12 protein-coding genes are annotated in these 13416 nt (G+C 67.6%); 3 read left to right on the top strand and 9 right to left on the bottom strand.

All coding sequences use genetic code 11. The annotated features are described in order from the left end of the window. Positions 1–23: 23 nt before the first annotated feature. From AC4PRM_RS07045 to rnr, 9 genes are all read right to left on the bottom strand, one after another. On the bottom strand, positions 24–1037 hold the full coding sequence (locus AC4PRM_RS07045) for a Rieske 2Fe-2S domain-containing protein (protein ID WP_492039307.1): 1014 nt from the start codon (positions 1035–1037) through the stop codon (positions 24–26). Beyond that, positions 1034–2206: an ATP-grasp domain-containing protein gene (locus AC4PRM_RS07040; RefSeq protein WP_492039306.1), complete on the bottom strand. Its 1173-nt coding sequence runs from the start codon at positions 2204–2206 to the stop codon at positions 1034–1036. Before AC4PRM_RS07040 ends, AC4PRM_RS07045 begins: the two co-directional genes overlap by 4 nt. Next, positions 2199–3461, bottom strand: coding sequence for a cell division protein FtsA (locus AC4PRM_RS07035; protein WP_492039305.1), 1263 nt, complete (start codon positions 3459–3461; stop codon positions 2199–2201). Before AC4PRM_RS07035 ends, AC4PRM_RS07040 begins: the two co-directional genes overlap by 8 nt. Continuing rightward, on the bottom strand, positions 3448–4239 hold the full coding sequence (locus AC4PRM_RS07030) for an MBL fold metallo-hydrolase (protein ID WP_492039304.1): 792 nt from the start codon (positions 4237–4239) through the stop codon (positions 3448–3450). The genes AC4PRM_RS07035 and AC4PRM_RS07030 overlap by 14 nt, the downstream gene beginning before the upstream one ends. Positions 4240–4292: 53 nt before the next feature. Beyond that, positions 4293–5279, bottom strand: coding sequence for an NAD-dependent epimerase/dehydratase family protein (locus AC4PRM_RS07025; protein ID WP_492039303.1), 987 nt, complete (start codon positions 5277–5279; stop codon positions 4293–4295). Continuing rightward, on the bottom strand, positions 5276–6271 hold the full coding sequence (locus tag AC4PRM_RS07020) for a 3-oxoacyl-[acyl-carrier-protein] synthase III C-terminal domain-containing protein (RefSeq protein ID WP_492039302.1): 996 nt from the start codon (positions 6269–6271) through the stop codon (positions 5276–5278). Before AC4PRM_RS07020 ends, AC4PRM_RS07025 begins: the two co-directional genes overlap by 4 nt. A gap of 51 nt (positions 6272–6322) precedes the next feature. Further along, positions 6323–6736 (bottom strand): DUF5990 family protein, encoded by a 414-nt coding sequence (locus AC4PRM_RS07015; protein ID WP_492039301.1) that lies wholly within the window; start codon positions 6734–6736, stop codon positions 6323–6325. 4 nt (positions 6737–6740) lie between these two features. Next, a complete protein-coding gene (locus tag AC4PRM_RS07010) occupies positions 6741–7448 on the bottom strand; it encodes an NUDIX hydrolase (protein WP_492039300.1) in 708 nt (235 codons plus the stop codon). Positions 7449–7590: 142 nt separating this feature from the next. Continuing rightward, entirely contained in the window at positions 7591–9924 is a 2334-nt protein-coding gene (rnr, locus tag AC4PRM_RS07005) for a ribonuclease R (RefSeq protein ID WP_492039299.1), read from the bottom strand. 117 nt (positions 9925–10041) lie between these two features. On the opposite strand from rnr, the gene AC4PRM_RS07000 reads away from it, so the two are divergent. Genes AC4PRM_RS07000 through AC4PRM_RS06990 form a run of 3 tightly spaced genes read left to right on the top strand, consistent with a single transcriptional unit; the run spans position 10042 to position 13414 of the window. Next, positions 10042–11445, top strand: coding sequence for a pyridoxal-phosphate dependent enzyme (locus AC4PRM_RS07000; protein WP_492039298.1), 1404 nt, complete (start codon positions 10042–10044; stop codon positions 11443–11445). Positions 11446–11447: 2 nt separating this feature from the next. Next, entirely contained in the window at positions 11448–12251 is an 804-nt protein-coding gene (locus AC4PRM_RS06995; protein WP_492039297.1) for an alpha/beta hydrolase family protein, read from the top strand. Continuing rightward, on the top strand, positions 12248–13414 hold the full coding sequence (locus AC4PRM_RS06990) for a cystathionine gamma-synthase (protein WP_492039296.1): 1167 nt from the start codon (positions 12248–12250) through the stop codon (positions 13412–13414). Before AC4PRM_RS06995 ends, AC4PRM_RS06990 begins: the two co-directional genes overlap by 4 nt. Positions 13415–13416: the final 2 nt, after the last annotated feature.

Below are 13416 nucleotides of genomic sequence, written 5' to 3'. Positions count from 1 at the left end.
CTTAATGACGGACCGGTGACATGTCAGAGGTGGTGCTCGAACGGTCCTTCATGACCGGGCTCCAGGCGGTCGCCATTGAACAGTCGTGCGACGCGCGCGCCCAGAAGGTCGCCGGGGCCTTGCAGGAAACGCGGCGCACAGAAGCGCTCGATATTGGCCAACTGCTGCGCCAGGGCATGCCGATCCTGACGCACGACGGGGTCCAGAAACAGGCGGATGGCCCGCTCTTTCAGCCAGCCGGGGCCACGACCCTTCGGCGTGGTGAAACAGGCGAATGGCATCAGGCTGATCTCGGTCACCGGGGTGAAGAAGACGGTGACGCACAGGGTCAGGCCCTTCGGGCCCTCCCAACGTGCCTGGACCGTGGTCAGGCCATTGAGCCGGGTGCGGCTGCGGTCGCGGGGCGGCTCCAGCAGACGGGACATCCAGCCCAGGTCCGGCTGGGGTTGTGCAATGATAGACTCGATCCAGTCCTCGCCCGAGGCGACGCTGAGCCTGACCGGCACGCGCCGGGTACTGCGCCGGATGATGCCGTCGTGGATGAAGTTGGTGTGGAAGGGGTCCAGCACATTCTCCAGCGCATCCAGCGCCCGCCCGCGCCACACCCCCTGCGACCACCAGAAATGATCGTGCCCCTGTGCGCCCCAGTCGGTCAGGTCGGGCAGGGGCGCAGTGGCGTCGCCATCCAGCCGAACCAGCACCGCGCCGTGTCGCTCCATGACCACCACCGGCGTGGCCGCCAGCCGCTGCGACTGGCCGTCGGCCAGATCGCATCCCGGCACCTCGACGCAGGCTCCGTCGCCCGCGAACCGCCAGCCGTGATAGGGGCATTGCAACGCCCCCGCGACCAGCCGCCCCTCCGACAGCGGATAGTTGCGATGGGGGCAGCGGTCGATCAGGACGCTGACTCCTCCGGCGGTTCTGAACAGGACCAGCGGCACCCCCGACACGGTCCGGGCCAGAGGCTTCGCCGTCACCTCGCGCGACAGGGCCGCCATCTGCCAGCTGGATTTCAGGCTCGCGGGAAGCGGTGTCATGGCCTCTCCCATAGCGCAGGCATCAGCGGCTGTCCGTTCCACTCGATATCGGCGGTCATGGCCTCGGCGAGGCCGTGTCCTGATGCCAAAGCCCGCAGGCCGAACCCGGCGGCATCCATCAAGGCACCGAGCGGGGGCAGGGGGTCGCCGGTGGCCGACACGATGTCGTTCGAGCGGCCACGATCCGTGCGCCATTTCGACAGGCGGCGCGTCCGCAAGGCCTCGGCCACACCGAAGCTGTCCAGCATCACGCCATTACGCCAGTCGTCGGACGCAGGGTCCGCGATCCCGCACCCCAGCAGCGCCCGACCGAACTCTGCACTACGATCAAACAGATGCACGCCGCTGGTCGCGCGGGGATTGCACTCGATCAGCCAGGGTTTGCCGGTCGCATCGACGATGGCGTCACAACCGAACTGTCCTGGCCCGACGAAACTGGCCAGTGTCGACGCCATGTCGCGCAGGCGATCCAGCACACTCCCTGTCAAAGGCTCGAACACATAGGCCGCCCCGCCGCGCGTTCGCCAGTCGGAGCGGTAGGCGCAGAAGGCCGACAGTCGGCCCTCATGGGCAGTCGAATACAGGCTGACCTCCTCGCCCCGGACGCGGTCCTGGACGATCCACGGCTGGTCGGGTGATGGCGACACTAGAGCGAGTTGCTGCGGCGTCGGCTCGATAAGGGTGCGGCTGCCAAAGCGGGACCAGGCGGGCTTCACCACGACCGGGCCGCGCCTGGCCTGCATCATCAGCGCGTCTGCATCGGTAGCGGTGGTGGTGTCCGGCACGGGCAGGCCGAGCGTCTGGCACAGGTCCGCAAACTGGCCCTTGTGATGCAGGCGCGTCAGCCGGTCCATCGGCGGGGCGATCACGCGGTCCGACCAGCCGTCGGCTTCGGCCAGGGCCACCAGGTGGAAGACCTCCTCGCAGGTCGGGATGACGGCTGTGGGATCCAGGCGATCCAGCAGGCCGCGCATCTCCGCCGCGAACCGCGCAGGCTCGCGCACCGGCGACGCGTGACGATGCACCGTTGTCGGCGCGCAGGACCATCGCGCGATCCGGGCCGGGACATAGTCGGCCATGTGGACCTCGAACCCGGCGGCCTTCAGGCTGCGGGCGATGTCCAGCGCAGCGGGCGCACGGGCTCCGGTGACCAGGACCCGCTCAACCATCGGACCACCGGATGCGTCGGCGCTTGACCCCGTGGACGGGCGTCTGCGGTAAGGCCGTTACCGGCAGGTGGAGGCGGTAGGTCGCCAGCAGGCAGGTGACGGCTTCGGCAACCCTGCCCGCATGCAAGCCCTCGGCCTCGACGACGACCCCCTCGGTCGAGGCCGTGGCGCGCCAGTTCACCTCCGCGCCCAGGGCCGCACTGACGGCGGTTTCCACATCGCGCGGCGGGATGGTGACGCCGGGCCAGCGCCACAGGTCTTCCAGCCGCCCCTCGACCGGATGGATGGCAGTCAGGGGCGACCCGCAGGCGCATGCCCCCCCGAGCGGCTGCAACAGGTCGCCCAGCCGGACCCGGATCATCGGCTGGCTGGTGCGGCGCAGATCGGTGATGATGGGCACGAACCTGTCGGTGCCGGGCACCGGCTCGCGCTCGACGATCAGCACATCCTCGTTGAGGTGCAGCGTGCCGTGCCGACAGGGCGCGGCGATGAAGCCTTCGGTGGCCTGATACAGCGGGGCCGGACGCGCCTTCAGCACCGACCCGATCCACGCATGCTCGGCATCTCCCATCGGCTCGGCTCCGTAGAAGAGGCGGCGCAGGGACCAGGCCTCGCGGGCCGCCTCCGTTCGATGCACCAGGTCGGCCAGCACATGCGGCGGGGCGATCAGGATGTCGGGACCGAAAGCGTGCAGACGCTGGAACCGCGCCGCAGCATCCTCGCCCAGGCCCACGAACAGAAAACGGATACGGCCCGTCTTGCCCGCGTCTTGATACAGGCGGTTGTCCGCGCGCAGGCACAGGGCGATGCGCAGGGGCCTGATCAGATCACGCACCGGCAGCAGCCGCGCCAGCAGGTGGCCCAGGTAAGCGGCACGCTCGGCTTCGCTGTTCAGGAACAGGCCGGACGTACCGGATGACCCCGTGGAGAACCCCGCCGCTACGCCGGGCGCGACCAGGCCATCGCCATCCATTTCAGCATCGCAGGCGGCCGCTTCGGCCTGATCCCGCGTCAGCCCAAGCGTATTCCACTCCGCGAAACCGGCGCGCAGATCGCGCGGCTCCATGATCGGGAACTGGTCCAGCGGCAGGCCCGCCAGGTGAGCGACAGCAGGCGTTGCAGCGATCACGGGCTGCATGCGTCGCCACAGCCGCGCTTGTCGCGCTTCCACATCTCGACGGCTGCGCAGCCTCAGCGTTGACCAACGCGCGTCCAGCCACGCGGCGGCCAGTGCGCTCTGGTCAGGCCGGTCCATGGCCACCGCTCTCGTGCGCGACCTCGCCGCAGTGCGAGGGGGTGACAGCGATGTCGGGGTTGTGCTGCCACAGGCGATGCAGGTCGTGCAGGGTCCGGCGGCAGGCTTCGGTGTCGCCCAGCAGGCCGGTGGTCAGTTTCGGTGGCGGGGCGTCGTCGCGCACGGCCCCGCTCGACCAGGCCGCATCGCCGATAAGGAACCGAAACTGATCGTCGTGCTGCCGCACCAGCAACCCCCAATGCCCGGGACAGTGGCCGGGCAGGGGGACGGCGATCAGCGAGCCGTCACCCAGCAGATCCGCCCCCGTCTCGAACGGGGCCAGATCGGCGGACAGGGCGGTGCGGGGTCTGTCCTCGAACCAGGCGGCGCGCTCCACCAGATCGGCCGGGGCCAAGGCGCTGAGCACACCCTTACGCAACCGCGACAGCCTGTTGCCGCGAAGCAGCTGTTCCGCCCCGGCGCGGGCGCAATAGATCTTGGCCTTGGGAAACCGATGCAGTCCCGCGACATGATCGCCGTGGAAGTGGGAAATGACGATGGCAGTGACGTCTTCGGGCTTGACGCCAAAGCGGGGAAGTTGCTCGGCCACCGCCTCTTCGGGCCGAAACTCGACCGGCGTCGTCCAGCGATACAGCCGCTCGGGAAACGCTTCCGTTGCCGCAAAGAAGGCGGGGTCATAGCCGGTATCGAACAGGATCGGCCCGGCGTCAGGATGCAGGATCAGGGCGACCAGGGCCGGAAACTCCACGCTGCGCCACGACGCCCCTTCGCGGGTCATGGCCTCCGGGTGCCGACACGCCCCGGCTCTCAGGATGTGGACGCGGCAGGCCTTCACCGGGACGCCATATCGGGCGCGATGGCCAGGGCCGTCTCGACCGCGTCATGCTCCGGCTCGTAACCCAGCAGGGTGCGCGCCTTGGTCAGGTCGAATGCCTGCGACCAGGCCAGGGTCGACAGGGTGTAGGGCGTCAGGATCGGCTCTGGTCGGCCTGGCAGGATGCGGCAGACGGCGTCGGAGACGACAGACAGGGCCTGTCCCAGCCAGAGCGGCAGGGGCACGATCTTCACCGGCACGCCCAGCCTGTCGCTCAGCCGCTTCACCAGCGTCGCGATCGGCAGGGGCCGCCCCCCGGAGATGTTGATGGCCTGTCCGCCCGCCGCCTCCCTGTGCTGATCTGCCAGCATCAGGGCGCGAGCTCCATCGCGCACATCGGTCAACTCGACCAGAGCTTCGCCCCGGCGGAACAGCGGGAACCGCCCCTTGCGGACCAGCCGCAGGATGCGCGGCAACAGGACCGTATCGTCTGGGCCGATCAGCGCACGGGGACGGATGGCGACGCTGCGGAAACCGGGCCGGTCGGCGGCCAGAACGATCTTTTCCGCTTCGCCCTTGGTGCGGGCATAGGCATTCAGCGGTCGATCGGGCCAAGGCGTGGCCTCTGTCAAGCCGGTCTGGTCGCGCCAGCGGGCATAGACGGAAGGCGAGGAGACGAAGGCGAAACTGCCGACGCCCGCGGCCTGCGCCGCTGCCAATAGCCGCCGTGTCGCCTCGACATTGGCCAGGTCGAAAGCCTGATCCGGGCCCCAGGGACTAGACAGGCCGGCCACGTGAAAGACGACATCGCGGTCGGCACAGAGGACAGCCAGATCGGTCTCCAGCAGATCGGCCGCGACCGCCTCGGCTCCCATGGTCGCCAGCCGCGCCAGAGCCGCAGGCTGGCGACCCGTGGCCCTGACCGCATAGCCTGCGTCCAGCAGGGTCTGCACGAGAGCAATGCCCAGCCCGCCCGTCGCACCGGTGACAAGCGCCCTTCTCATGTCCGCAGCACCATGGCCGCAGCACTGATCCCGGCCGCCGTGCCCAGCATCAGCACCGTGCTGCCGGGGCGTACCAAGCCGTGTGCCTTCGCCTCGACCAGGGCCGTCGGCAGGGAGGCCGCGATCTGGTTGCCGTGGGTGGCGAAGATATCGACGACCCGCGCGGGATCACCCCCCATCAACCGCCGCACGTGTTCGACGCCAGGCGCGCTGGCCTGATGGCAGATGACCAGATCGACGGTCTCGCGCGTCAGCCCGGCCTCGCCCAGCACTTGATCGATCAGGCGGGGCAGGGAGCGCGCTGCGGCCTTGAAGATGCCAAAGGCGTCCATGTGAAACTTGGCCCCTTCGCGCAGGGCTTGCAGCCCATGGTCGATGCGGATGCGGGTGCCGCCGGATTTCAGCGTGGCCAGGTCCTTGCCCTCGCCATAGCTCTCGAACCCCCGCGACAGCAGCCCCGGGCCGGACGGATCGTCCGTCGCCTCAACGCAGATCGCCGCCGCGCCGTCTCCGAAAATGGCCGCAGACCCCGGCGTCTCCCAGTCCAGCCCGGCCGAAGCGATATCGCTGGCCACGATGACGGCGCGGCGGAACCGGCCGGTCGCAAATCCCATGGCGGCGATGTCCAGCGCCGTCACGAAGGACAGGCAGGTCTGGTTGACGTCGAACGCCCAGATGCCGGATTTGCCCAGACCGAGCGCCTGCTGGATCAGGATGGACGTGCCTGGAATGGGCTGCTCCATGACCGCGCACGCTCCGATCAGGACGTCGAACTCGCCGTCACGCCAGCCCGCGTAGGTCAGGGCGCGCCGGGCGGCCTCGGCCCCCATCATGGAGGTGGTTTCGTCGGCCGCAGCCACGCCACGGGCCGCGATCCCGAACTGCTCCTGCGTCCAGCCGGCGGGCTGTCCGAAGACGACATCCAGCGCCTCGGACGGGCGTCGCTCGCGCGGGGCATAGACCCCGTATCCCACGATGTTCATCGGCGTCATGGCCACAGGCTTACGCTGAGGCTTGGGCGGCGTCTATCGGCACCGACCTGTTCAGACCTGACGCCAGGGATGCAGCGGTCGAACCGTCGCGCAGGCCGGTGTGCCGTCCTTGCCGCGGCCAGGCAGCACCGCCTCCAGCACCTTTCCCTGCCGCGCGAGGACCAGCAGCTCGCGCGGAATGTCGTGCACATCGATCTTGGCTCTGCGGCTGAACACCCGTTCGTCGCCTCCCGCCTGACCACCGATGGCGATGTAGACGAAGCGCCGCGTCGGCCCCTCGGTGCGTACGAACGGCCCCAGCATCCTCCCGTCATCCGACAGCCGGACGGGCACGTCGAAAGACAGCGGACCCTCGCCTGCAATCACCGCATCGACCGGCGCATTCGTCTTGTCCTGCAAACTGTAGTGCAGCCCCGCGACCGGATCGGCGATGGTGAGGCGCAAGGTGATGGGCGTGTCGGCCATGGGCTCAATCCTGATGCTCGACATGGTGGGCACCGCGAACCATGCGCACGAACGGCAGCGGGCGACGTGGCTGCACGAGCCTCTCGGCCATTTCGCCCAGTACGAAGCGCGTGATCGCGGGCAGGTCCAGCGCCCGCGCTTCCACCAATGGCATCCAGGCGATCTCGTCCAGTTCGCCCGAACCCGCCGTCGGTTCGGGATGCAGCAAGGCCTTCGCATCGGCCATGAAGAAACGGGCGTCGAAACGGCGCGTCCGTCCCGGCGGCGTGATGGCGCGGGCTACATAAGACAGGGCTGCCAAGTCGGGCAGAGCCCCGACCGCGCGAAACTCCCGCCAAGGCCCGGCAACCGAAGCGACCGGCGCGGCCTCGGCCAGCATCAGGCCCGTCTCCTCGAAGGTTTCGCGTACGGATGTCAGGGCCAGGGCGCGGGCGCGGCGGGCATTGCCCTCGCGGGCCAGGCGGGCGGCGTCCTGATGCGGCAGATCGGTGGCCGACGCCGCGCTGTAATCCGCCCGCTCGATCCGTCCGCCGGGAAAGACCCATTTCGACGCCATGAAGACATGGCCGGGTGCGCGGCGGCCCATCAGCACTTCGGTCGATCCGGATGTGCCTCGGGTGAGGATCAGGGTCGCCGCATCTTTTGGCCGCTGACGCCCACCGGTGTGCGGGGCGTCTTTCATGTCCTGTGCGGCGTCGAAGGGTTGGCTCATCGCATTCCTCCCCCATCGGGGGAGGGGGACCACGAAGTGGTGGAGGGGGCAAGCCGCAAAAGCCGGTGGATAGGGGTGGCCCCCTCCACCACCCTGTGGGCGGTCCCCCTCCCCCGATGGGGGAGGAATGCGGGTGATCCAGTCACTTCCTCTTGCCCTTGCGCACCCCCTTCAGGCCGCCTGAAGGCTTGCCGCCGCGACCACCCTTGCCGGGCTTGGGTCCGCCGGGGCGGTTGGCTCCCCGCTTGGGAAAACCAGTGCCGCCCGGACTGCGCGCCCGGACACCCAGCCGGGGAGCGGGGGCGTTGGGATCGCGCGGGGCAGGATCGGACAGCATTTCGAACACCAGGCCGCCGGTGATCGGCGTGGCCTCCTGCAGCTTGACCTCCACATTGCGGCCCAGGGTCCAGCGCTGGCCGCTGCGTTCGCCGACCAGGGCGTGAGCCTTGTCGTCATGATGGAAATACTCGCCGCCCAGCGACGACACCGGCACCAGTCCGTCGGCTCCTGTCTCGTCCAGGCGGATGAACAGACCGAACCGGGTCACGCCGGTGATCCGTCCGGTGAAGGTCGCGCCCACGCGCTCGGACAGGAAGGCGGCCATGGAGCGGTCCATGGCGGCGCGTTCGGCGGCCATCGACCGACGCTCGGTCTGGGTCACCTGTTCGGCGATGGCAGGCAGTTCGGCGATCTCTCGGTCGGTCAGCCCGTCCTTGCCCAGATTGAGCGCCCGGATCAGGCCCCGGTGCACGATCAGGTCGGAATACCGCCGGATCGGCGAGGTGAAGTGGGCATATCTGTCCAGGTTCAGACCGAAGTGGCCGATGTTCTCGGGCGAATAGATCGCCTGCATCTGCGACCGCAGGACCACCTCATTGACGACCTCGGCGTGCGGCCCGTCGCGCGCCTCGTCCAGCAGGGCGTTCAGTCGTTTGGTGGTCGGAGCCTGTCCCTTGTCCCACGGCTTGCCGATGGTCTGCAGGAAGTCGGCCAGGTTGAAGGTCTTCTCCTGGCTGGGCGTCTCGTGAATGCGATAGATCAGCGGGGTACGTTTCTGCTCCAGCGTCTGGGCGGCACAGACATTGGCCTGGATCATCATTTCCTCGATCAGCCGGTGCGCTTCCAGGCTGACGCGCGGTTCGATGGAGGCGATCTGGCCGTCGGGCGTCATGCGGATGCGCCGTTCGGGGCTTTCGATCGCCAGCGGACTGCGCTTCAGACGCCCCTTCAGCATGGTGTGATAAGCCGCCCACAGTGGCGTCAGGATCGCGTCCATGATTGGGCCGGTGGTGTCGTCAGGCTGGCCGTCGATCGCCGACTGCGCCTGTTCGTACGACAGCTTGGCGTGCGACCTCATCAGGCCGCGCACGAACTTGTGCCCAGTCTTCCGTCCGTCCTTGTCGAAGACCATCCTCACGGCCATGCAGGCGCGGTTCTCGCCCTCCTTCAGGCTGCACAGGCCGTTCGACAGCCGTTCGGGCAGCATGGGTTCGACGCGGTCGGGGAAGTAGGTGGAGTTGCCCTTGTCGCGCGCCTCGCGGTCCAGATTTGTGCCGGGCCGGACGTATGCGGCCACGTCGGCGATGGCGACCCATACCACCCAGCCGTCAGGGTTCTTCGGGTCGTCGTCCCGCATGGCATAGACGGCATCGTCGTGGTCGCGTGCATCGGCCGGGTCGATGGTGACCAGCGGCAGGTCGCGCAGGTCCTCGCGCCCTTTCAACGACGGCAGTTCCTGATCCTCGGCCTCCTTCTCCACCGCTTCGGAGAAGCCCATCGGCACCTTGTTGGCAGCGATGGCGATCAGGGAGGCAGCACGGGGATCGTCCTCGCGGCCGATGATCTCCAGGATCTTGCCGCGCTTGGGGCCGTAGCGGTGGTCGCCCTTTTCAATGGAGGCGAACACCAGATCGCCGTCCTTCAGGCTTTCGGCCTGGGCGGGCGGCACGAACAGCACGTCCTTGGAGCGGCGGTCGACGGGCTCGACCCGCACCTCGCGGTTCGACTTGCGGATGACGCCCAGAACGCGGTTGGTGTCGGTATCCAGAACCTTGATGATCCGGGCTTCCCAGCCATCGGGGCCGCGCTCGAACTTGGCCAGGACACGCGCGCCCAGCCCCACGGCAGGTCCCGTCTTGCCGGTCTTGTCAGGCACCAGCACAGCGCGTGGGGCGTCGTTCGAAGCCTCGACCAGCCGCACATAGAGGTCGCCGTCCGTGTCGCGCTCGCTGACGTCGGCCACACCGACCGGGGGCAGGGCCCCGACCTCGGCAAAGCCCTTGCGGCCGCGCTTGCCCAGTTTGCCAGCGGCTTCAAGTTCCCGGATCATTTCGCGCAGCATGCGCCGCTCATGGCCCTTCAGGCCGAAGTGTCGGGCAATATCGGTTTTCTCAGCCGTGCCCGCCTCGCGCAGGAAAGCCAGCAGGGTGTCCGGATCGGGGAGGCCGGCGGGTGGCCGGCTGGATGATTTTGTCATTTGGAATCCTTGATACCGCGCTTTGGCTCTCTTCGAGAGGTCAAATTCTCGCGCGGCGTGTTGTGATGAGGGGGAGGCGCGCCTAGCTTCCGGCGCGAACGTCCCTCGGAGTTATGAATGTCTTTGGCCCCCACGCCCGTCCTGTCCGGTCCGACCGGTTCCTTGCTGGACCTGATCGGCAAGACGCCGATGGTGGAGGTGACCAAGATCGATACCGGCCCGTGCCGCCTGTTCCTCAAGCTGGAGGCCCAGAACCCCGGCGGTTCGATCAAGGACCGTATCGCCCTGTCGATGATCGATGCGGCTGAACGGGAGGGATATCTGAAGCCCGGTGGCACCATCGTCGAGGCGACGGCTGGCAACACGGGTCTGGCGCTGACGCTGGTCGGTCAGGCCAAAGGCTATAAGGTGCTTCTGGTCATTCCGGACAAGATGTCCAAGGAAAAAATCCAGCATCTGCGCGCCATGGGGGCCGATGTGCGGCTGACCCGGTCGGACGTCGATCACGGCCACCCGGAATATTACACAGACATGGCCGAGCGACTGGCGCAGCAGATCCCGGGCGGATTCTTCGTCAACCAGTTCGCCAACACGGCAAACTCAGAGGCGCACGTTCGGACCACAGGCCCGGAAATCTGGGAGCAGATGGGGCACGACATCGACGCCTATGTTGCCGGCATCGGCTCAGGCGGCACGATCACCGGCGTGGCCCAGTATCTGAAAAGCCAGGGCTCGAACGCCCAGATCATTCTGGCCGACCCGGTCGGTTCGGTCCTGGCCGGCATCGTCAACGATGGTGTCCCCAGCCCGGAAGGCAGCTACACCGTCGAGGGCATCGGTCAGAATTTCGTGCCGGACACGGCGGACATGAGCCTTATCGACAAGGCCTATTCGATCCCCGACAGCGAGGCGATCTCGACGGTGCGGGACCTGCTGCTGAAGGAAGGCATTCTGGCGGGATCTTCGTCAGGCACCCTGATCGCCGCCGCCCTGCGCTGGTGCCGCGAGCAGACAGAGCCCAGGCGTGTGGTGACCTTCGTCTGCGACACCGGTGCCAAATATCTGTCGAAGGTCTACAATGATGCCTGGCTGGCCGATCAGGGGTTGGGCGAACGCGAGCTCCATGGCGACCTGTCGGACCTGATCACCCGCAAATACGCAAACGGCGACGTGGTCGTGGCCGGGCCGGACGACACTCTGGACACAGCCTTCAAGCGGATGCGCGGTGCCGACGTCTCACAGCTGCCGATCATTCAGGACGGGCGGCTGGTCGGTATTCTGGACGAAAGCGACATCGTGCATGTCATGAATACCGACGAGATCACCCGCCAGGCCCGCTTCGCCAAGCCGGTGGGTGAGGTCATGACGCGGGATCTGGACACGGTTCAGGTGGGCGAGCCGCTGGACGCCCTTATCCCCCTGTTCGACCGCGACCGGGTGGCCCTGGTGCTGGACGGCGAGCAGTTCGTCGGCCTGATCGCCCGTGTTGACCTGATCAACCACCTCAGCCTGAACCGGTAGCTATGCGGGTGCCGCTGATCGCAGTGGTCCTGGCGGTGGCGGCCTCAGCCACATCGCCGGGCTACGCGCAGTCTGTTCAGACCCCGCCACAGGTCGGCATCCCCGGCTGTGCAGACGATGTGCAGGTCCGGGCCTCGCGTCAGTCGATCACCTTCGATAGCCGGGGGCGTGCGATCCGCGCCCATCTGTATGCGCCGCGCGGCACGCCCAATGGTCTGGGCATAGTCTTGCTGCATGGCGGTACAGGGTTCGAAATGAACTCCATCCTGTTCGACGCCCACGCCATCCAGCTGGCGTCGCGGGGCTATCATGTTCTTCTGCCGGCCTATTTCGACGCGGCCGCCCCGGACCCCACGCGCCGCACTGTGACGGCGCGGGCGTGGCGACAGGTGGCGCTCGATGCACTCGGCGAGCTTGAGGGACGCCCCGGCGCTGAGCGGGGCCGTGTGGCGCTTTGGGGCTATTCGCGCGGTGCCGGGGTGGCCGTCAGCGCGGCCACGGTTCCGGGCAGTCCCGTTCGGCGCATGATCCTGGCTGCAGGGGGAGGCTCGGCGGACGTCTCGTTCGAGGGCCGTGACGTCGCGGCCCTGGTGCTGCATGCCCGGAGCGACGAAGCCGTTCCGGTACGTGCCAGCCTGGCCATGGCCGACAGCCTCCGACAGCGAGGGGCCAGGGTCGATGTTCAGGCTCTGGACTTTGACGGGCATCAGTACGACTTGCCGACCTGGTGCTCGGTCATGAGCCGGACGCGCACCTTCTTGGAGCAGGATGCCTCCAGTCCAGACGAAAACGAGGATATCCGATGACTACGCTCAAGAACGCCCAGGGCTTCTCCACCCGCGCGATTCACGCCGGCCAGCGTCCCGACCCGACGACCGGCGCGGTCATGACCCCGATCTACGCCACCTCGACCTATGCCCAGGAAAGCCCGGGCGTGAACAAGGGGTATGAATACGCACGGGGCAAGAACCCGACGCGCGAAGCCTTCGAGGCGTGCCTGGCCGACCTGGAAGGCGGAACCCACGGCTTCGGCTTTGCGAGCGGAATGGCGGCGACCTCGACGGCACTGGAACTGCTGGATGCCGGGTCGCACATCGTCACGGGCGACGATCTGTACGGCGGTTCATGGCGTCTGTTCGAGCGCGTTCGCCGCCGCTCGATGGGGCTGGATTTCGCCTATGTCGATCTCAGCGACCTGGCCGCCGTCGAGGCCGCCATCACGCCGAAGACGAAGATGCTGTGGGTGGAGACCCCGACCAATCCGATGATGAAGCTGGCCGACATCTCCGCCCTGTCGGCGATCGCCAGGGCGCATGGCATCTTGCTGGTCGTCGACAACACCTTCGCCACGCCTTTCAGCCAGCAGCCGCTGGCGCTGGGGGCCGACATCGTCATGCATTCGGCGACCAAATATCTGAACGGCCACTCGGACATCATCGGTGGGGCGCTGGTGACGGCAAACCCGGACTTGGCCAAAGAGATCAAGTTCCTGCAGAATTCGATCGGCGGCGTGATGGGACCGTTCGATGCCTTCCTGGCCAATCGCGGCCTGAAGACCTTGGGCCTACGCATGAAGGCCCACAACGAGAACGCCTTGGCCGTCGCCCGCTGGCTGGAAGACCGCAAATCCGGTGTGGCTCAGGTCATCTACCCGGGCCTGATCACCCATCCCCAGCACGACCTCGCCGCGCGTCAGATGAACGGGCGGTTCGGGGGCATGGTGACGGTGATTCTCGACGGCGACCTGGCGCGGACGCGCGAGGTGCTGGAGCGGGTGCAGGTCTTCACCCTGGCGGAATCGTTGGGTGGGGTCGAAAGCCTGGTCAACCACCCGGCCATCATGACCCACGCCTCTGTGCCGAAGGAGGTTCGTGAGGCGGGCGGCGTCACCGATAACCTGATCCGCCTGTCGGTTGGTGTGGAAGAGGTCGAAGACCTGATCGCCGATCTGGATCAGGCCCTCGGCTGAAG

This window comes from Brevundimonas sp. DW-iso22 (assembly GCF_058725425.1).
The sequence above is the reverse complement of the archived record's forward strand: the minus strand, read 5'-3'. Positions and strand labels throughout refer to the sequence as shown.

What these genes read in the sequence shown, in the direction of transcription:
- AC4PRM_RS07045 (WP_492039307.1), bottom strand. Translation starts at nt 1,037, where the DNA reads ATGACACCGCTTCCCGCGAGCCTGAAATCCAGCTGGCAGATGGCGGCC.
- AC4PRM_RS07040 (WP_492039306.1), bottom strand. Translation starts at nt 2,206, where the DNA reads ATGGTTGAGCGGGTCCTGGTCACCGGAGCCCGTGCGCCCGCTGCGCTG.
- AC4PRM_RS07035 (WP_492039305.1), bottom strand. Translation starts at nt 3,461, where the DNA reads ATGGACCGGCCTGACCAGAGCGCACTGGCCGCCGCGTGGCTGGACGCG.
- AC4PRM_RS07030 (WP_492039304.1), bottom strand. Translation starts at nt 4,239, where the DNA reads ATGACCCGCGAAGGGGCGTCGTGGCGCAGCGTGGAGTTTCCGGCCCTG.
- AC4PRM_RS07025 (WP_492039303.1), bottom strand. Translation starts at nt 5,279, where the DNA reads ATGAGAAGGGCGCTTGTCACCGGTGCGACGGGCGGGCTGGGCATTGCT.
- AC4PRM_RS07020 (WP_492039302.1), bottom strand. Translation starts at nt 6,271, where the DNA reads ATGACGCCGATGAACATCGTGGGATACGGGGTCTATGCCCCGCGCGAG.
- AC4PRM_RS07015 (WP_492039301.1), bottom strand. Translation starts at nt 6,736, where the DNA reads ATGGCCGACACGCCCATCACCTTGCGCCTCACCATCGCCGATCCGGTC.
- AC4PRM_RS07010 (WP_492039300.1), bottom strand. Translation starts at nt 7,448, where the DNA reads ATGAGCCAACCCTTCGACGCCGCACAGGACATGAAAGACGCCCCGCAC.
- rnr (WP_492039299.1), bottom strand. Translation starts at nt 9,924, where the DNA reads ATGACAAAATCATCCAGCCGGCCACCCGCCGGCCTCCCCGATCCGGAC.
- AC4PRM_RS07000 (WP_492039298.1), top strand. Translation starts at nt 10,042, where the DNA reads ATGTCTTTGGCCCCCACGCCCGTCCTGTCCGGTCCGACCGGTTCCTTG.
- AC4PRM_RS06995 (WP_492039297.1), top strand. Translation starts at nt 11,448, where the DNA reads ATGCGGGTGCCGCTGATCGCAGTGGTCCTGGCGGTGGCGGCCTCAGCC.
- AC4PRM_RS06990 (WP_492039296.1), top strand. Translation starts at nt 12,248, where the DNA reads ATGACTACGCTCAAGAACGCCCAGGGCTTCTCCACCCGCGCGATTCAC.